General features: G+C 56.7%; 20 protein-coding genes. 8 read left to right on the forward strand and 12 right to left on the reverse strand.

What is annotated here, in order from left to right; translation table 11 throughout:
• Positions 1-33: 33 nt before the first annotated feature.
• Positions 34-657, reverse strand: coding sequence for a TetR/AcrR family transcriptional regulator (locus tag EDF75_RS05550; protein ID WP_095096705.1), 624 nt, complete (start codon positions 655-657; stop codon positions 34-36).
• Between the two features lie 289 nt (positions 658-946).
• On the opposite strand from EDF75_RS05550, the gene dgcJ reads away from it, so the two are divergent.
• Positions 947-2,464, forward strand: coding sequence for a diguanylate cyclase DgcJ (gene dgcJ / locus EDF75_RS05555; protein ID WP_243733501.1), 1,518 nt, complete (start codon positions 947-949; stop codon positions 2,462-2,464).
• Between the two features lie 183 nt (positions 2,465-2,647).
• On the opposite strand, the gene EDF75_RS05560 is transcribed toward dgcJ, so the two are convergent.
• Both EDF75_RS05560 and EDF75_RS05565 read right to left on the reverse strand, forming a co-directional pair.
• A complete protein-coding gene (locus EDF75_RS05560) occupies positions 2,648-3,883 on the reverse strand; it encodes an MFS transporter (protein WP_241721716.1) in 1,236 nt (411 codons plus the stop codon).
• Positions 3,884-3,928: 45 nt separating this feature from the next.
• Positions 3,929-4,312 carry a tautomerase family protein gene (locus tag EDF75_RS05565; protein WP_095096711.1) on the reverse strand — a complete coding sequence of 128 codons (384 nt, stop codon included), beginning with the start codon at positions 4,310-4,312 and terminating at the stop codon, positions 3,929-3,931.
• Positions 4,313-4,417: 105 nt separating this feature from the next.
• Here EDF75_RS05565 and EDF75_RS05570 point away from each other — a divergent pair, with 105 nt between their 5' ends.
• Genes EDF75_RS05570 through EDF75_RS05580 form a run of 3 tightly spaced genes read left to right on the forward strand, consistent with a single transcriptional unit; the run spans position 4,418 to position 6,251 of the window.
• Positions 4,418-4,879: a MarR family winged helix-turn-helix transcriptional regulator gene (locus tag EDF75_RS05570; RefSeq protein ID WP_095096714.1), complete on the forward strand. Its 462-nt coding sequence runs from the start codon at positions 4,418-4,420 to the stop codon at positions 4,877-4,879.
• Between the two features lie 51 nt (positions 4,880-4,930).
• Positions 4,931-5,785 (forward strand): AraC family transcriptional regulator, encoded by an 855-nt coding sequence (locus tag EDF75_RS05575; protein WP_243733502.1) that lies wholly within the window; start codon positions 4,931-4,933, stop codon positions 5,783-5,785.
• Positions 5,786-5,840: 55 nt separating this feature from the next.
• Positions 5,841-6,251 carry a DUF2000 domain-containing protein gene (locus EDF75_RS05580; RefSeq protein WP_133597636.1) on the forward strand — a complete coding sequence of 137 codons (411 nt, stop codon included), beginning with the start codon at positions 5,841-5,843 and terminating at the stop codon, positions 6,249-6,251.
• A gap of 244 nt (positions 6,252-6,495) precedes the next feature.
• Here the strand turns inward: EDF75_RS05580 and EDF75_RS05585 are convergent, their stop codons facing one another.
• The 8 genes from EDF75_RS05585 to EDF75_RS05620 all read right to left on the reverse strand — a co-directional run bounded on the left by EDF75_RS05585 (position 6,496) and on the right by EDF75_RS05620 (position 13,611).
• Entirely contained in the window at positions 6,496-6,789 is a 294-nt protein-coding gene (locus EDF75_RS05585) for a YciI family protein (RefSeq protein ID WP_133597638.1), read from the reverse strand.
• A 180-nt stretch (positions 6,790-6,969) separates the two neighbouring features.
• Positions 6,970-7,341 carry a VOC family protein gene (locus EDF75_RS05590; protein WP_133598014.1) on the reverse strand — a complete coding sequence of 124 codons (372 nt, stop codon included), beginning with the start codon at positions 7,339-7,341 and terminating at the stop codon, positions 6,970-6,972.
• A 133-nt stretch (positions 7,342-7,474) separates the two neighbouring features.
• The gene (locus tag EDF75_RS05595) at positions 7,475-8,590 is read right to left on the reverse strand and encodes a M20 family metallopeptidase (RefSeq protein WP_133597640.1); all 1,116 of its coding nucleotides are present in this window, start codon (positions 8,588-8,590) and stop codon (positions 7,475-7,477) included.
• The gene (locus EDF75_RS05600) at positions 8,590-9,345 is read right to left on the reverse strand and encodes a glutamine amidotransferase (RefSeq protein ID WP_133597642.1); all 756 of its coding nucleotides are present in this window, start codon (positions 9,343-9,345) and stop codon (positions 8,590-8,592) included. The genes EDF75_RS05595 and EDF75_RS05600 overlap by 1 nt, the downstream gene beginning before the upstream one ends.
• Before the next feature lie 14 nt (positions 9,346-9,359).
• On the reverse strand, positions 9,360-10,439 hold the full coding sequence (locus EDF75_RS05605) for a phosphotriesterase family protein (RefSeq protein WP_133597643.1): 1,080 nt from the start codon (positions 10,437-10,439) through the stop codon (positions 9,360-9,362).
• A gap of 3 nt (positions 10,440-10,442) precedes the next feature.
• Positions 10,443-11,444, reverse strand: coding sequence for an ABC transporter permease (locus EDF75_RS05610; protein ID WP_166646139.1), 1,002 nt, complete (start codon positions 11,442-11,444; stop codon positions 10,443-10,445).
• A gap of 18 nt (positions 11,445-11,462) precedes the next feature.
• A complete protein-coding gene (locus tag EDF75_RS05615) occupies positions 11,463-12,209 on the reverse strand; it encodes an ATP-binding cassette domain-containing protein (RefSeq protein ID WP_161795676.1) in 747 nt (248 codons plus the stop codon).
• Between the two features lie 379 nt (positions 12,210-12,588).
• A complete protein-coding gene (locus EDF75_RS05620) occupies positions 12,589-13,611 on the reverse strand; it encodes a LacI family DNA-binding transcriptional regulator (RefSeq protein ID WP_133597646.1) in 1,023 nt (340 codons plus the stop codon).
• Between the two features lie 343 nt (positions 13,612-13,954).
• Between EDF75_RS05620 and EDF75_RS05625 the strand changes: the two genes are divergently transcribed.
• On the forward strand, positions 13,955-14,908 hold the full coding sequence (locus EDF75_RS05625) for an ABC transporter substrate-binding protein (RefSeq protein ID WP_133597648.1): 954 nt from the start codon (positions 13,955-13,957) through the stop codon (positions 14,906-14,908).
• Positions 14,909-14,911: 3 nt separating this feature from the next.
• Here EDF75_RS05625 and EDF75_RS05630 read toward each other — a convergent pair whose 3' ends face one another.
• Complete coding sequence (locus EDF75_RS05630) at positions 14,912-15,781, reverse strand: PfkB family carbohydrate kinase (RefSeq protein WP_133597650.1); 870 nt, start codon at positions 15,779-15,781, stop codon at positions 14,912-14,914.
• Between the two features lie 26 nt (positions 15,782-15,807).
• On the opposite strand from EDF75_RS05630, the gene EDF75_RS05635 reads away from it, so the two are divergent.
• From EDF75_RS05635 to EDF75_RS05645, 3 genes are all read left to right on the forward strand, one after another.
• Complete coding sequence (locus tag EDF75_RS05635; protein ID WP_133597652.1) at positions 15,808-16,653, forward strand: BtpA/SgcQ family protein; 846 nt, start codon at positions 15,808-15,810, stop codon at positions 16,651-16,653.
• Complete coding sequence (locus tag EDF75_RS05640; protein ID WP_133597654.1) at positions 16,653-17,297, forward strand: TenA family protein; 645 nt, start codon at positions 16,653-16,655, stop codon at positions 17,295-17,297. The genes EDF75_RS05635 and EDF75_RS05640 overlap by 1 nt, the downstream gene beginning before the upstream one ends.
• 209 nt (positions 17,298-17,506) lie before the next feature.
• On the forward strand, positions 17,507-18,466 hold the full coding sequence (locus EDF75_RS05645) for an AraC family transcriptional regulator (RefSeq protein ID WP_133597656.1): 960 nt from the start codon (positions 17,507-17,509) through the stop codon (positions 18,464-18,466).
• Positions 18,467-18,473 lie beyond the last annotated feature (7 nt).

The following is an 18,473-nucleotide window of genomic DNA, read 5'->3' on the forward strand; positions in this document are numbered from 1 at the left end:
CCGGTCTTCACATGCCCGCTGGCCGGGCAGGGGCTATTCAGGTTTTTTAAGCGCGCCGTCGAGAAACAGCCGCACGCCATTCCTGACCATCTCACTGACTTTTTCCTGAGTAAAATCGGGCATATTGCGCAAGAAAAACAAGACCTCGGTTTCCGCTTTGATCAGCGATGTAAACTGGATGGCGCGAAGCATTGGCTCCGACGGCGCCAGTTCACCCCGTTCCATCGCCGCCTGCATTTCCTGGGCCAGCGCCTCCATGCTTTGGCGGATGCCGGATTCCAGAAACAGTTTCCCGATATCGGAGTGGCCGGCTTCGCCCAGCACAACGCGATAGATCTGCAGCGCCTGGTTATCGCATGCCACTACCCGCAGCATATCTTCACCAAAGCGGATGAGTTTTTGTTCCAGGGAGAGGTGCTGGTTTTCCGGTTGAGTCAGCCCGCTTGCCGCTTCGGTGAGAAACCTGGCGCTGTAGTTGCGCACAACCGTTTCAAACAACGCCTCTTTTGAAGAGAAGTATTTATAGAGCGTGGCCTTCGAGCCACCGGCACGTCTGGCTACTTCATCCATTGAGGCACGTTCGTAGCCAACCTCCAGAAACACCTCGGCGGCGGCGGCCACGATCCCCTCGCGGCGCGCTTGCGTCAGTACCTTCATGTTGAACCCTTAGCTGGTTAAAAAATGAATAACTATACCGTACGGTATTCACGCATTATGCCACGGTAGCGCGCTGAATGCCTTGACCGGGATCGCTCTCTGCGGGCAGCGCCATCACGTCGCCGGCGGCATTTGCTGCCCGATATTGCTTTAAACCGTCGTGGCCGGGAATTTCGCGTCAGGTTGAGCTCAACGGACATGTTTCCCGTGGTCATTACCGGGTGAGAAGGTATTGATTGGTGCTATAATTGCCGTCACTTGTTGGTGGTACGACAGGGAGTTAGCCATCTTGTCCAGTCAAAAATATATCAGCGCAATCGTACTGATCGTGGTTTGTACTACGGCTCTTTTTACCGCGTTGGCCGTCCGTGAAGGGCGTGCTTTGCAGAATTATATGGGATATGTTGCCGAAAATGGTAAATCAGCACTTTTCCATGAAGAGTCCATTAACCAGAATATTGCCACCCGGCTTTCGCGGGCATTTTATACCCAGGCATTTTCTGCCCCCTCAAGCGAACGTGAACGGAAAAATGTCTGTCAGTCCCTTGAAACTGAAGGCGACATCCACGGCTTCAATCTGCTGAAAAAGAACAGAAATAACCTGCAAGGTACCCTGCAAACCCGCAATGAATCGTGTGAAGAATGGGCGGGTGATATTAATGCGCTGGCGGTTATTCACTCCGCGGAGAGCGCGGCTATATCGAAGTACAGCTTTTCAAACTATGCCGGTTATACTTTCAGGAATATCAGATACTATATCGATCTTTCTCATAACTATATTTATATTAATCATTTGATTAATACACAGAATTACACTTTTAGTAACTGGTTAGTTGGCGATAATAGCAGCATCAATATTGCGCGCAGCGCGCACACCATTTCTATTGATGACAACGCCCTGAATGACCTGCTTAAAGGTGAAAGCACGCTGTCTCATATCTATCATGATGGATATACCCAAAACAATATTATCAGCATGCTTACCCCGGTGTTTTTGGGGGATAAGGTGAAAGGCATTCTGATCACAGACATCAATATTAACGATCTTGTGGTTTCGTTTAAAACCGTCGATCGCCCGCTGCTGTGGCGCTTCCTCTCGTTGTATGTTACTGATAATGTGACTGGAACGCATATTTTTTTCCATAAACCCTACGTCAAAACTTATGATTTGATCAGCTACGCAGACTCGCTTACCCAGTATTACACCCTCCATGCGAAGCTGGACGCCATCTACGTCATTATCGCTAATTTATGGCTGTTCATGCTTTATATCCTGGGAACCTGGGCGCTATGTCGCTATGCCCGTAAGCAGTTAATCAGGCATGAATCGCTTTCCCGGGATAACGTGACGGATGCGATGACCGGACTGCGTAACAGAAAAATCATGACGCCGGAGTTTGAACAAAAAATCCGCTCCCTCGTTGAGCGAAATATCCCGGTCACGGTTATTGCAATTGACAGCGATGGGCTTAAAAAAATCAATGATACCCATGGCCATCATATGGGGGATAAAGCGATACAGATGCTGGGTTCAGCGCTGGGGAGCGCCATTCGTAAGAGCGACTACGGAATACGGCTGGGGGGCGATGAATTCTGTCTGATTCTTATTGATTATTCCCTGAGTAAATCCCGCGATGTTATTGCCCGCGCGCAGGAACATTTGCTCACCATCGATCGTGATAGGCTGGTGGCGTTTTCCTGGGGCGCGTATCAACTTCAGTCGGGGGATACGCTGGCGCAGGCGATGCTCAAAGCTGACGATTTACTCTATCAACATAAACGCAGCAAATATGCCGAACGGAAATGAGGATATTAAGAAGGCGTCGCTGACGATAATAACAGCGACGCGGCTCTGTAAAGTGAAAAGTTAATCAGAAGCAGTGGCTCATGCCGATATGCAGTATCAGGTCTTTATTTTCTCGCCACATGAGAAATATCAGCAGCAGGAGGGCCAGAATGAGGCAAGCCGCTACGGTCCTGAATGAACAATTCATACTTTCAGCCCCGTCAGCGCACGCTTTGAAACTTCCCGAATGGGCCAGTTCAGCGCCGCAGCGATAACGCTGAGAACGATACTTACGTACCAGACAATGCTATAGCTTCCGGTGATATCGTAAAGATATCCTCCCAGCCAGCCGCCAAGAAAAGCGCCTGCCTGATGCATCAGGAAGATAATTCCCCCCAGCATTGATAAGTTCCTTACGCCAAACATTGTTGCTACCGTTCCGTTAGTTAACGGTACGGTTGAAAGCCAGAGAAGCCCCATGGCGATACCAAAACAGTAGGCCGACCAGGTTGTAACCGGGAACGAGATAAACAAGGTAATGATTACCGCCCTGACAATGTAGATCAGACTCAGTAGCTTTGTTTTTGAATAGCGGCTGCCAAGCATCCCGGCGAAATAGGTCCCGAAAACATTAAATAAACCGACCAGAGCCAGCGTGGTGGTTCCGGCGATGACCGGGAGATGGTTATCCATAAGATATGAGGGTAGGTGAACACCAATGAAGACGACCTGGAATCCGCAGACGAAAAAACCGAGGGATAAAAGCCAGAATCCGGAGTGTCCCAGAGCTTCCCGTAATGCTTCGCTCATCGTCTGATGCGGTTCAGAATGCGCCGCTTCCTGACGCTGAAACAGCGCCGCGGCGGGCAGCATTAGCATAGCAATCATGCCGAGAGCGATCAGGGCCGATGCCCATCCCAGCCAGTGGATCAGCACCATGCTGCCGGGCAGCATGGCAAACTGCCCAAATGACCCCGCCGCGGCAGTGAGCCCCATTGCCATGCTACGTTTTTCAGCGGGAACGGCGCGGCCAATCGCCCCGAGGATGACAGAAAATGAAGTACCGGACAGACCAATACCAATCAGTAATCCGGTACTGAGCGAGAGCAGCAGGGGGGTATGCGCAAACCCCATTAGCATCAGTCCCGCAGTATAAAAAATCGCCCCCGTGATGATGGTCCTGCGAGTCCCGAAGCGATCCGCCAGCGCCCCGGCAAACGGCTGCGCAACTCCCCAGATAATATTCTGTATTGCCATCGCAAACGCAAAAACTTCGCGTCCCCAGCCAAACTCAGCGCTCATAGGATGCAGAAAGAGGCCGAATCCATGCCTTATCCCAAGGGAGAGAAAGAGGACCAGCGCCCCGCCAGTAATCAGCCAGACGCTTTTATTCTGCGAAAATGTCATTAAAAACCCTCGAGGTAATTGATAAAACGTCATCAACGACTTTATTTTTCACTTCTGACCGCACCCCGTAACCCGGGATCATTCGTCCGCGTACTGCGCCTCACCGTTGCCGAAGGACCAGTTTTCTTTTTTGACTTCCACCAGACTGATAAAGACATCTTGTTGACGAAGTCCCACCGCGTGGTGGAGTCCGTCTGCAATGGCCCGGTACAGCGCCTTTTTTTGCTGCGTGTTACGCCCTTCGTTCCAGGTTATCTGAATGGCAACGAAGTCATCGGTGCGATTTATGCCGAGGTAGCCCGGATCATAAATCAACCCTGCCGGCTCATATTCACCGATCGCCTGAAAACGGTCATTCTCCGGAACGCCCACGCTTACCAATGCGTCGTAGACCGCGTCAGCCACTTTCTGACGATAGTCGGCGGGCTTCCCTTTACGTAAATCGATGCGAACAAATGGCATAACGTCTCCTCGCGGCTGATTGAAAATACGTGCATATGCTCTTATTTGCAATATCAGCATATGCTGGTAAAATCAGGACGTCAACGTTAATCAGGAAGGGGATGTATGTCTCAGAATGAGGGTATCGGCGCGTCGTCTGGCGTAAGTTGTCACTGCACTACCTTGCGCAAAGCCTCCCGACGTCTGTCGCAATATTACGACAGTATTTTGGCTGAGAGCGGACTCAAGACCACCCAGAGGGCGATTCTGGCCCAGCTGCGGCGAGCTGGCAGCCTGTCGGTCAGCCATCTGGCTGAGGCCCTGGTCATGGATCGGGGAGGACTTGCCCATACGCTCAAACCTCTCCAGCGGGATGGCCTGATAAGCGTCGACGCAGACCCCTCCGATGGGCGCTCGCGTCTGGTGTCATTGACTCCGGCCGGCAGGGAAAAACTCGGCGAGTCAGATGCCAGCTGGGCGCAGGCGCAGCAGCAGTTTGAACAAAAACTTGGGAAGGCGGAGGCGGCGACGCTGCAGGCCCTGTTGTCCCGTCTTGTGGCGGCCGAATTTGAACAGGACAACATCTAATAATGCAGGCAGTCAGGCTGATTCTCCGTCGATCTTTGTCAGAGCGTGGTTATGTCAGAAGTTGCTGAACAGGCGATGCCTGGAGACTGGCTCGATTTTCGTCGTGATGCCGAAACGGGCATTGAAAGCGTTAACGCCCACTTTACGGGTCACGCCTATGATAGCCACGATCATGAAGAGCTACTTCTGGGCGTAACCCTGCAGGGTTCACAGCGCTTCAGCTGCCATCGCACGGTACATACCAGCACGCCGGGCAAGGCCATCCTCATCGAGCCCGGCGCTGTGCATGATGGTTACGCCGCCCAACGCGACGGCTTCACGTATGCCATGTTGTATATTCCGCAACAGTGGGTGTCGGACAGCTTCCGCCAGCGTGGTATGGGGGATATTTCGCTAATACAGGCGGCTTTTCGCCATACCCTCACGGATGACCGCGCGTTAATTGCGTCGATCTCCCGGGCTTTTGATGCGCTACACAACGGCGAGGGGAGGCTTGCGCGGGATGAATGTCTGGACGGATTGCTGGCTCACCTCACACCCCATGTCGAACTGAAGCCCTCGGAAGAGCTGACCGATTCTCGCATCAAAATGAACCGGGTCAGGGATTATTTGTATGAGCATCTGGCAAGAAATCCCGGACTTGATGAGCTGGCAAAGGTCAGCGGTATCGATCGCTTTCGCTTAAGCCGCCAGTTCAAGGCTGCATTCGGTCAGTCGCCTCATGCCTATCTTGTCAGGCTACGCCTTCGCACCGCGCGCGGGCTGTTGGCCCGAGGATTTGCTCCGTCGCTGGTGGCGTCGCAGACGGGTTTCGCCGACCAAAGTCATTTAGGCCGCTGGTTCAGACGCGCTTACCGTATGTCTCCTGCGGCATTCCAGAGCCACTGCTCAAACGTTCTATACTGATATTCCGCCGTCATGTGAACATGCCTGCTTCGTAGTTAAAGACGGGAATATTTGAATGACGTTTGACACCAAAATTGCATTTATCGTGAGAGATGACTTACCTGACTGGCAGCGCCTGAATGTTGTGGCATTTCTGGCTACGGGGATTGCTTCTGCGGCTCCGGAAATTATGGGTAAACCTTACGTCGATTCGCTAGGCCGGCATTATGGCAACATGTCCGGTCAGCCCATGCTGATTTTTGAGGCGGACCTTGAAAAACTGCAGGCGGTTCACCGTAAGGCGCTGGAGCGGGAGGTGACCATCATTCCTTATATTCATGCCATGTTCTCCACCGGGCATGATGAGGCAAATCGCGAAGTATTTATGGCCGCCGATGCGGATAATCTGGACTTTGTCGGTATCGGTATCCGCGGCCATAAAAAAGCGGTGGATAAGGTTATAAAGGGTTTATCCCTGCATAAATAGTTTACCGCTACAGCGGGGCCTGGCAGCGATTCCTTTCCTGAACCTCTGCACTTCGTCAGTCCGAAAGTATCCCGGCCCCGCGTCAACATCACTTTTCACCTGATTGCTGCCTGACGGAGATGAAACGCGTTGCTTGCTCTCTTTATGGCCGGCGTTTTCCGCATAGTCAGGCGCCGGCGGCGATTCAAACTGGGGAATGTTCCGTTATGGGCGGCTCAATATGAGCTACTGAGCCGATGTAAAGTCAGAAAATATTTTCGAGCAGCGGAGCCTTCATACTGGCATCGAAGGGAATAATTTCCGCTTTAGCTATTTTTAATTTTTGGAATGGGTCCTGGCTGAGACGTTCTTCCAGAGATTCGAGGCTGTCAGATTTTGCAAGGATGACGCCGCCATTACGGGGAATTCTTCTTCCTGATGCCAGAAACACGCCATCGGAGTAGCCTTGTTTAAGCCACTCAACGTGAGCAGGTATTTGAGAATCAACTTCTTCGAGTGGTTTTATATAAGTTAAAACAACTACATAAATGATGCTCATTTTAAAATCCTTATGGAAAGAAAGCCTTAAAATGCTACCACCGCAGGAAGTAAAGCTGAAGCAGTAAGATAAGCGCCCGGCATATTAGCGTCGCAGACGGGATGGCGACAGCGACGCTATTATGGCGGTGGAAAATTACCGGTATAAGGACATATGGGGGGGCTATAAAACCGACCTTAATTACTTCTGCAGGATCTGCCCAACGTCGATACGATTTCCATCCGGATCGGCGAAAACAAATGCCCGAATACCATAATCTTTATCCTCCAGGCTTTTAATAATCCTCGCGCCAATTTCCTGACAGCGGGCGTATAAGGCGTTGGCATCATCCACCAGCAGGTGTGCGCCAGGCCAGGAGGGTGCTTTGTGCTGCGGCTGGAGGGTTAAATGGAGTTCAGCCTCTTCACGCTTTATGATCATAAAACCCAGCGGATCTCCGTTTTCAAAAACAGCGCTGAAGTTCAGCCCGTTGATATAGAACTCTTTGGCGATGGCGATGTTTTTAACCGGTAGCACGGCCGCGATACGACCAAATCTGACAAGATCCTGCACGATCAACCTCGAGATTATTAATCAATGAATCGCTTAGCGGCGGGCGGTGCCGTCGCCAGGCGGCCGGGCGGTGCCGGATGATTGATGAAGATATAATATTTTTTCCCGGGGTGACATTGAAACTTTTGCGGCGCTAGGCCATCCAGTCGCCGATAAGCTCCCCGTACAGCCGCTCGGCCTCCTCCAGCCGGCTGAGCAGGCAGTACTCGTCGGTCTGGTGGGCCATTGACGGCTCGCCGGGGCCGAGAATAATGCACGGCGGATTACCCAGCGCGGGCAGCAGCAGGGAGGCGTCGGTAAAGTAGGGCACCACCCGCGGCGCCAGCGGCATATCGTGCAGCGGCTGGCAGCGCTGATAAACCTGGGCTATCCACGCGTGCCGCGCTTCGCTCAGCACCGCGGGCAGATCGACCAGGGTAGTGAGCGTCACGCTCTCGCCAAGCAGCGCGCTCAGCCGCTGTCGAATGACGGCGTGCTGTAAATTGGGGGCGCTGCGGATATCGACATCAAAGCACGCGCGGTCCGGCACGGAGTTAATATTGAGCCCGCCCTCAATGCGCCCGACGTTGAGCGTGGGCTGCTTCATCAGCGGATGCGGCGCGCCGGGCGAAAAATGGCGAATCTTACCCAGGGCATCCGCCGCCAGATAGATGGCGTTAATCCCCAGCTCCGGCATCGCGCCGTGGGCGGTTTTGCCCCGGGTTTCCGCGCGCAGCCACAGCGCCCCTTTGTGCCCGATAACCGGGTAATTGGCGGTAGGCTCACCGACGATCAGCGCGCCAATCTCCGGCAGCGTGCCGGAGGCTATCAGCGCCCGCGCGCCGTCGCAGCCGGTTTCTTCCCCGCCGGTGATCAGCAGCACCGCGCCGCGACCTTTGAGGATCGCCTCTCGCCGCCGGACGCAGGCGACGGCAAACGCCGCCACCGCCGCCTTCATATCGCTGGATCCTCGCCCGTAAAGCCGGCCGTTCTCAACCTGCGAGCCGAAGGGATCGAAGCGCCACCGCGCATTGCCGAGCGGCACGGTATCGAGATGGCCGGTAAAGGCCAGAGGTTTACCCGCCGTCGCCCCCGGCAGCCGGGCAATCAGGTTGCAGCGCCCTTCGCCGAACGACGACAGCGCAACCTCGAAGCCGCTATCGCGCAGCCAGTCGGCAAAAAAGCGCATGCAGTCGGCTTCGTTTCCCGGCGGGTTGATGGTGTTGAAGCCCAGCAGCCGCCGGGCCAGTTCGCGGGTCGCGTTCGCCATCAGCCGCGTTCCGTCAGCCAGTCGAGGCAGTTAATCCACAGCTGGCGATAGCCGGGCCATTGCGCAAACTCCTCGGGCAGCCAGTGGGCGGACATATCGCTGGTCCACACCAGCGAACGCCCCTGCTGATATTCGCGCACCGCCAGCAGCGGATGCCCGGTCCCGGCCACCGTCGCCAGCAGCCTGCCTTCCGGGTGCATTTCCACTTCGTTATAGCCCAGCAGCCACGGCCACTCGCCGGGAATATCGTTAAACAGGGCGTGGGATTCGGTCACTTCGGCATAGCAGCCCTCCGGGGTTTCAATGCGATCGTCCCACGCCAGGCAGCGCACCGGCAGAACTTTCTCCACCGCGGTATGGCGGTAGCGGGCGCCGCCGTTAATCCCCTGGAAGCTGTAGTAGCCGCCAATCATCATCAGCGAGCCGCCGGCGGCAACGTAGTCATGCAGCAGCGTCAGGCGGTTGGCGGTGCGGCGGCTTTTCAGCCAGGTGTCGGGGTGCAGCAGCAGCGTGTTGGTGCCAATATCCGAGAGGATAATCGCATCCCACTCCTGCAGCCCTTCCAGGCTCAGCGGGAACTCGGTGGCCGCCGCGTGGGCCGGCATATAGGTGACGGCGTAGCTGCTGTCGGCCAGCGCGGCCAGAAAATCCGTCGCGCCGGTGTGCCAGGTGGCGGTAGCAAACTGATCGAAGCCTTTAACGTGCGTTGAGGTGCTGGTCCAGGATTCACCGACCAGTAAAACTTTCTTCTTCATTATAACTTTCCTTTTTATCCGCCAAATACCCGCTGGGGATTGCCAATCATCAGGGTTTCAAGCTGTTCGCCGCTGACGCCGTGGCGGCGCAGGCGGGGAACGAAATGCTTGAGTATGTAGCCGTAACCGTGACCGCCGTAGCGGGTGAGCATGGTCTTCAGGAAAACGTCCTGCGACAGCAAAATCTGCTGGATATAGCCGTCGTCAATCAGCTCCCGGATGGCGCGGGCGTTCTCCTCGTCGGAGGGCGACTGCGCCGACTCATCGGCGTAGTAGTAGCTCATACCGATCATGTCGTATTCGAGGAACGCCCCGCGCTGCGCCAGCTCGCGCTGATAGCGCTTGTCGGCAAAGCTTGGGTTCATATGGCACAGGACCGTATGGCGCAGATCGGCCCCTTCCTGTTCGAGAATATCCAGCACCCGATGGCCCAGACGCTCCCAGCCCGGCAGGTGGACCTCGATCGGCACGCCGGTCGCGGCGCTGGCCCGGCCCGCCGCGCGCAGGGACTTCTCTTCATCGGCGGTGAAGCGGCTGGAGACGCCGATCTCGCCGATCAGCCCGGCGACAATCTCCGGCTTCTCCTCCGCGCCGCCGAGGTCGTAGATCAGCCGCTCGGTCAGCCGTTCGACGCTGCTGCTCTTCACCCACTCGGGATGCGACGGCTCGAGATAGAAGCCGGTGCCCATAATAATGTTCAGCCCGGTCAGACGCGCGATGCGCGCCAGCGCCTGCGGATCGCGGCCGATGCCGATATTGGTCGGGTCGACCACCGTTTCCCCGCCCAGGGCGCGATATTTGGTCAGCTCTTCGATCGCCACGTCGACGTCAAACAGCTGGCAGTTATCGCGGCTGATCAGCGGATTCAGCGACAGCTCGCCGAGGTTTTCCATCTTCACCGGCATTTCGGCAAAATGGCGATCGCTGCAGCAGCAGGGCGGTACCCACTTGCCGGAGGCATCCAGCAGGATATGCTCATGCATCAGCGTGACGCCCATCTCGCTGACCGGCAGCGGGCCGAGCACCGTCATCACGTAGCCGCTGCTGACGCCGACCGGCAGCGGAGTAGGGTGGCGAAAAATTGATCCTTTCATGAGCTATCCTTTCGCCGCAGATCGCGTGGGGTTAAGAATGCGGGTGTTGAGCCAGATAGCCAGCAGGATAATGGTGCCGGTGGCTATCTGGGTGTAGAACGGCGAGATATGCGACAGGATCAGCCCGTTCTGGATAACCGCAATCGACAGCGCGCCGAGCAGCGTGCCGATAATGGTGCCGAAGCCGCCAAACAGGCTGGTGCTGCCGAGGACCACGGCGGCAATCACCTGCAGCTCGAAGCCTTCCCCCTGGTTGGACGAGCCGCTGCCGAGGCGCGCGGTAATGATCATGCCGGCCAGCGCGGCGGCCATTCCGCTGATGATATACACCCGCATGGTCACCGCTTTGGTGTTAATCCCGCTGCGTCGTGCGCCCTCGGCGTTGGCGCCGATAGCCGTGACGTAGCGGCCAAAGCGCATATGATTCAGCACGATATGGCCGATAACCAGGATCATGATGCCGATCAGCGCCGGCATCGGGATACCCACAACCCACGCGCGCCCGATAAAGGTAAACAGGCTGTCGGCGGGAACCGGAATCGAATAGCCCTGGGTCACCAGCAGCGCGATGCCGCGGACCACGGCGAGGGTGGCGAGGGTGACGATAAACGCCGGAATGCCTTCATAGGCGATGAAGAAGCCGTTGATGGCGCCGACTAATCCGCCGAGCAGCAGACCGCCGAGCAGCACCACCGGCCACGGCAAACCCCAGCTGTTGAGGGCGATGGCGGAGAGCGCGCCCACCAGCGCGAGGGTGGAGCCCACCGACAGGTCGATGCCGCCGGTGGTAATCACCAGGGTCATCGCGGTCGCCACGATCAGCAGCGGGGCGCTCTGGCGAATGATATTCAGCCAGTTGGTTCCGGTAAGGAAGTTGCTGGTAATGAGTGAAAACACCACGCAGCAGAAGACGAAAAACAGCGCGATGCTGACCACGCCAGAGTGGTTATGCAGCAGGCGGCGCGGCAGCGAATGCTGGATCATGCGGGAGCTGCTTAAGTTCATGATACTCATCCTATTACCTCAGTGTGCTGCCGCTGAGCGAGCGGTGAATTTTTCGCCCACGATCAGGTTTACGATATCGCTCAGGCTGGTGTCGGCCACCCGCCGGTCGGCGACGTTGGTGCCTTCATACATCACCATGATCCGATCGCAGACGAGGAAGAGATCCTGCAGACGGTGGGTGATCAGAATGACGCTCACGCCGCGAGCCGAAACGCGACGAATAAGTTCCAGAACCGCTTCCACTTCCGCCACGGCAAGCGCGGCGGTGGGTTCATCCATAATCAGCACCTTGGGGTCAAAGGCCGCCGCGCGGGCGATGGCAATGGCCTGGCGCTGACCGCCGGAGAGGTTGCGGACCAGCAGGCGGGTATCGGGAATGGAAATACCCAGCCCCTTGAGCATCTCCCGCGCGTCGGCGTGCATTTTGGCCTCGTCGAGGAAGGGGATGCCGAGCACCGATTTCATCGGCTCGCGGCCCATAAACAGGTTGCCCGCAACGTCAACGGTGTCGCACAGCGACAGGTCCTGATACACCATCTCGATATGGCAGCGGCGAGAGTCCGCCGGGTTAGTAAACTGGTGCTGTTCGCCGTCGATGCGGATAGTGCCGCTGGTGGGGATCACCGCCCCGGACAGCACTTTGGTCAGGGTTGATTTCCCCGCGCCGTTATCGCCCACCAGGCCCAGCACTTCGCCCGGAGCCAGCTCCAGGTTTACGCCGCGCAGGGAACGTATCGACCCGTAGGTCTTGGTGATATTGATCATCTCTACCCTTGGCGGGATAGTTTGTGGCTGCTGCATCCGATCGCTCCCATCGCTATTGCCGGGAAAATGTTTGCCGTCGTGGGTAAAAGACTCCATCCAACACGGTTTACGCCCTTGTAAACCGGTTTACCTGCGGAGTGGAGCTTTCACAAGCGCAGTCAGGTCAAACGCTATTAAGATATTTGTTCGCCAGTAAGAACATTGCAGCATCCGTGCCAGGGCAGAAAAACCACAGCAGCCCCATCACTTAACCCTATGTAACAGAAAGAATTTATTAACGGTTTATAAGTAAACCGGTTTACTAATTATAATAAAGGGATTTTAAGTTGAACGTTTTTTGCGCCAAAATTGGGCGCTTTTGCGCCATTTTGGGACGTGCTTAACAAATTTTGATCGAATCGCGGCCAATCCATTCCACCGGCAGGCGGGTTTCCGCCGGGATATCCTGCTCGTTATTCAGCAGGCGCAGCATGATGCTCACCGCGGTGCGGCCCAGCTCCCGCGCGGGCTGGCGGATGGTGGAGATGCGCGGCTGGGTAAAATCGGCATAGTTAGCGTCATCGAAGCCGACCAGCGACAGCGCCTCCGGCGCCTGTAGCCCGCAGGCGCGCAGCCCGTCGAGCAGGCCAAGCACCAGATAGTCGCTGGCGGCAAAGACGGCGGTGGGGCGCAGCGGCTGGCTGAACAGGCGCTTAAGCGCCTGCTGGCCGAATTCGCGCTGGTAGTCGCCGTACATGACCCACTCGGGGGGCCAGCTGAGGCCGGCCTGCTCCATTGCGGTGCAGAATCCCTGGTAGCGTTCACGCACGCTCATCAGCTTGTCCGGCCCGCCGATGAAGGCGATATGGCGATGCCCGGCGGCGATCAGCTTCTCCGTGGCAATTCGTCCGCCCTGGACGTTATCGGCAAACACCTTCGGCACCGTGCTGCCGGGAATATCCTCATCGAGCAAAACGATGCGCTCGTGACGCTGAACCTCTTTACGCAGCAGGCCGTTATCGGGGCGGTTGGTGGTGAACAGCAGGCCGTCAACCTGGCAGGTATCCAGCCAGCGAATGAACTGGCACTCTTTTTCCGGGTTGTTGCGGGTGATGCACAGCACCAGGCTGTAGCCGCTGGCCGAAGCGGCCTCCTCGGCGGCGTCGGCCAGTTCGGCAAAGAAGGGGTTGGTGATATCGGGGAGGACCAGACCGAGGGTTTCGCTGCCCCCTTTGCTAAGGCGCCGTGCCAGGCTGTTTCCGCGATAGTCCAGCTCGCGGATCGCCGTTTCAATGCGGTCGATAGTTTCCTGCGGCAGCACGATATTGTTGTTCATATAGCGAGATAAGGTGGCCTTTGACAGTCCCGCCAGCTTTGCCACATCGGATAACAATACGCGTTTTATACTCATTTCCTGCGCCATTTCTGCCAGAGTCGGCTATCTGTAACATAGTTAAGCGCGGTCAATACAGCAATTTTTCCGCCCGCGGCGGCGCTAAATAAATGCTTGACAAAATTTAATCGGCGGAGAATTGTATAGGAAGTTTACCGCATCATCCGGGAAGTCATTCCCAAACCCGCTTAAAACATTCCAGTCGCGCACCGAAACGGACCGGTTGCCGGAATGCATCAAGCTGGTATTAGCCAAACGATCTGCGATCGTGCTGGCCATATACGATATTTGCCCGCCAAAAAAATACTCCTTCTGCGTTCGCACCGCGGCGCGGAACTCTGCTGGCTATCAATGATTCCCGACGAGGATACTGATGATGTTATTTAACACCGGAAAACTGCGTTTTATTGCTGTTGCAACGTCTCTGCTGGCATCGGTTAGCTTTATTTCTTCCGCCAGTGCCGCCAATCCAACCTATGCGTTAGTGCAAATCAATCAGCAGGCGCTGTTTTTTAATCTGATGAATAAAGGTGCGCAGGATGCGGCCAGGGCGAGCGGCAAAGATTTAGTTATTTTCAACTCCAACGATAATCCCGTCGCGCAGAATGATGCGATTGAAAACTATATTCAGCAAGGCGTTAAAGGCATCCTGGTTGCCGCCATCGACGTCAACGGAATTATGCCGGCGGTAAAAGAGGCCGCCGCCGCTAACATTCCGGTAATTGCTATTGATGCGGTATTACCGGCGGGGCCTCAGGCGGCCCAGGTCGGCGTGGATAATATCGAAGGGGGACGCATTATTGGTAAATACTTCGTTGACTACGTGCAGAAAGAGATGGGCGGCCAGGCGCGGCTGGGGATCGTCGGCGCCCTGAACTCGGCGATTCAGAACCAGCGGCAGAAGGGCTTTGAGGAGACGCTGAAAAGTAACCCGAAAATTACCGTCGCCAACGTCGTTGACGGCCAGAACGTGCAGGATAAAGCGATGACCGCGGCGGAAAACCTGATTACCGGCAACCCGGATCTGACGGCGATTTACGCCACCGGCGAACCCGCGCTGCTCGGCGCTATTGCCGCGGTGGAGAACCAGGGGCGGCAGAAGGATATTAAGGTCTTCGGCTGGGATCTGACGGCGAAGGCGATTTCGGGCATCGACGGCGGCTACGTTACCGCCGTGCTGCAGCAGGATCCTGAGCAGATGGGGGCCCAGGCGCTGAAGGCGCTGAACACGATTACGTCGGGTAAAACCGTGCCGAAAACCATTCTGGTTCCGGCTACGGTGGTGACCAAAGCGAACGTTGATAGCTACCGTTCGCTGTTTAAGTAATCTTCAGGCATCGCCCGTCGCTAACAGGGCGGCGAGCTCGCGGCCGTCGGGAAAGGCGCTGAACGTACCCCGACGGCTTACGGTGATGGCGGCCGCGCGGCTGGCATGAGCCAGCGCCAGAGCGTCGGGCGCGACGCCACGCCGCAGCGCGGATGCCAGCATAACGGCGAGAAAGGTGTCGCCCGCGCCGGTGGTATCAAGCGCCTCGGCGGCGGCAGCGGGAGAGAATCGACGCTGGCCATCGCGAACCAGCCAGGCGCCGGCGGCGCCCTGGGTAATGACGAGGGTGGGTACGCCGTAGGGCTGTAGCTGCTCCGCTTCCGACTCATTCACTACCGCGATATCGATAAGCGGCCACAGGAGGGAGAAATCAGGATTGACCGGCGAAGGGTTAAATACCGTGGTCATCCCGCGCGCTTTGGCGAACTGGAACAGGGCCCGCGTTTTGTCCAGCGAGAAGTTACCCTGCTGCAGCACAATATCGCCCGCAGCGCCCTCTGCCAGATGCGGCAGAATATCATCGAGGCTAAAGGTATCGGCGGCGGCGGTGGTGGTAATAATAGCATTATCGCCATCGGCGCTATTTAAGATAATCGAGGTGTCGCTATGTTGGTTGAAATTTTCGACGGGTAGCAGCGTCAATGGTTCATTTATTAGCTGCTGGCGTATCCAGGCTCCGTTGCTGTCATTTCCCGTGGCCGCAATTAAGCGCGTATCTATGCCGCAGCGGGATAATATAATCGCCTGATTCGCGCCTTTTCCGCCGAGATCCTGCGAAACTTTAATGCCATGAATCGATGTGCCTTTTTTCGGTATATCCGAAATAGACCAGGTTTCATCTACGGTAATATTACCGATAACGTAAACACGCATAGTGTTCCCTTAACAGGATGGATAACATGACCTCTATATCAGCAGAAAAACCTAACGCAATACAAGATATTTTTTCACGTCGCAAAGCTGTCATCGGTGTTATTCACTGCGATCCCTTTCCTGGTACACCTAAATATCGTGGTAAATCAGTTAATGGTATTATTGAACGTGCGCTTAGGGATGCCGAAAATTATATTGCGGGCGGCGTTCACGGCCTGATTGTTGAAAACCACGGCGATATTCCCTTTGCCAAACCGGAGGATATTGGCCCTGAAACATCGGCGCTGATGGCGGTCATTACCGAGAAAGTTCGCGAGCGTTTCGGCGTGCCGCTGGGGATTAACGTACTGGCCAACGCCGCGATCCCCGCGCTGGCTACCGCGCTGGCCGGCGGTGCCGATTTCGTCCGCGTAAACCAGTGGGCCAACGCCTATATCGCCAACGAGGGGTTTATTGAAGGGGCGGCGGCGAAGGCGCTGCGCTATCGCAGCCAGCTGCGCGCGGAGCATATTCGCGTCTTTGCCGACAGCCACGTTAAGCACGGCAGCCACGCCATCGTCGCCGACCGTTCGATTCAGGAGCTGACCCGCGACGTGGACTTCTTCGAGGCCGACGCGGTGATCGCCACCGGCCAGCGCACCGGCGATAGCGCCACCATGGAGGAGATCGATGAGATCCGCGCCGCCACAGAGCTGCCGCTGCTGGTGGGCTCCGGCGTGACGCCGGCCAACGTCTGCCAGATCCTCGGGCGCACGCAGGGAGTGATCGTCGCCAGCACCATGAAGGTGGACGGCGTCTGGTGGAACGATGTCGATCTGGCGCGGGTGAAGCACTTTATGTCGGTTGCTCAGGCCGCGCTGGAGGAGGCGTAATGGAGGACTTTAGCGAGCGCCTGCTGCGTGAACATCAGCAGGTCTGGCAGGCGATGCAGCAGCACCGCTTTGTGGTCGATATCGAGCAGGACCGCCTGCCGGAGACGGTTTTTAACCGCTATCTGGTCTTTGAGGGCAACTTTGTCGCCACGGCGATCGCCATTTTTGCCCTCGGCGTCAGCAAGGCGCCGGATATTCGCCAGCAGCGCTGGCTGATCGGCGTCCTCAACGCGCTGGTGGACACCCAGATCGCCTGGTTTGAACAGGTGCTGGCCGAGCGCCGGGTTAATCCTGTCGACTATCCGGACGACCGCCCCGGGGTGCGCCGTTTTCGCGACGGCATGCTGCGTATCGCTCAAGAGGGGAGCTATGAACAGATTATTACCCTGATGTTCGGCGCGGAGTGGATGTACTACTGCTGGTGCCGGCGGGTGAGCGAGGGCCCCCAGAGCGACGCGGATCTGCGGCGCTGGGTCGAGATGCATGCGGAGGAGGAGTTCTACAGCCAGGCCTGCTGGCTGAAGGCGGAGCTGGACCGCTGCGCAATGGCGCTAAATGAAAGCGAAAAGCAGGCGCTGTCGGCGCTGTACGGCGAGGTGCTGCAGTGGGAGATCGATTTCCATACCGCGGCGTATGAGGCGTAGCCGCAGCGATAAACAGGGGCGACCTGAAAAGGCGCCCCGTCACTTTAACGACGCACGGACCCGGCAACCTGCCGCCCTGCAGCATATCTCCTCATCGCGCAGGCGGCGCTCTTTTATCTTATTCAGCACAATCCACGCCGATAATTTTTCATTCCTGTTTTAAGATAATCACTTCCGCTCATTTTCACTCCAACTACAGGTGTCACCGAGTGCTTCAGCGTATTGACCGAAAAACAGAGCGGCTACGGCAGCAGACTGCCGGGGTCCGGAAGGATATTGCGACCCTGATTCAGCGCCATACCGCCGGCCAGCCGGGCATTTTTACGCCTTTTCCCGGCGTGATGATGGCGGAGCTGCATGAGCCGATGCCGCCGATGGCGCATGTTTATGATCCCAGCCTGTCGCTGGTGATTCAGGGTGAAAAGAACGTGACCGTGGGGGAGACGGTTTATACCTATAACGAATCCTATTTTTTCCTCACGGCGATAAATTTACCCACCGTCTCTGAAGTCCCTGCCGTCAGCGCGGACGCGCCGTTTCTCTCGCTGCTGATCGGGTTGGATTTAGGGCTGGCGCGGGAGGTGATAGCCGATATGGAACTCCGCGGCGGGCGCGTGAGCCAGCCGAGCGCCGGGATGGCCCTGGGAGAGGCGAACGCTCGTCTGCTCGATGCCGTGCGGCGTTACCTGGCCAATGCGGAACTGCCGGAGCATGAGCGGCAATATATAAATGACTTAACCCTTCGCGAAATCTTCTACCTGATACTGATTGGGGATGCCGGCAGCGTGTTCCGCGAGACGGTCGTGGCGGGCACCAGCGGCCAGCGCGTCTCCGTGGCGATCGGCTGGCTGCGCGACAACTATCTGCAGCCGCTGAAGGTCGAAGAGCTGGCGCGGATGGCCGGCATGGGCGTTTCGACGCTTCACCATCATTTTCGCCGGATGACCTCTTTGAGCCCGCTGCAGTATCAAAAGCGGCTGCGGCTGCACGAAGCGCGCCGCCTGCTGGTTGCCGAGGAGGGCGATGCTGCCAGCGTGGCAATCCGCGTTGGGTATGAGAGCGTGACGCAGTTTCACCGCGAGTATAAGCGGATGTTTGGCGTGACGCCGATCCAGGACAAAGAACAGCTGCTGAAAGGGGCCGGCTACCCGGCCTTTGGTGTGAAATAAAATCAGC

It is taken from the genome of Klebsiella sp. BIGb0149, assembly GCF_004362605.1.
GTDB classification, from domain to species: domain Bacteria; phylum Pseudomonadota; class Gammaproteobacteria; order Enterobacterales; family Enterobacteriaceae; genus Klebsiella; species Klebsiella terrigena.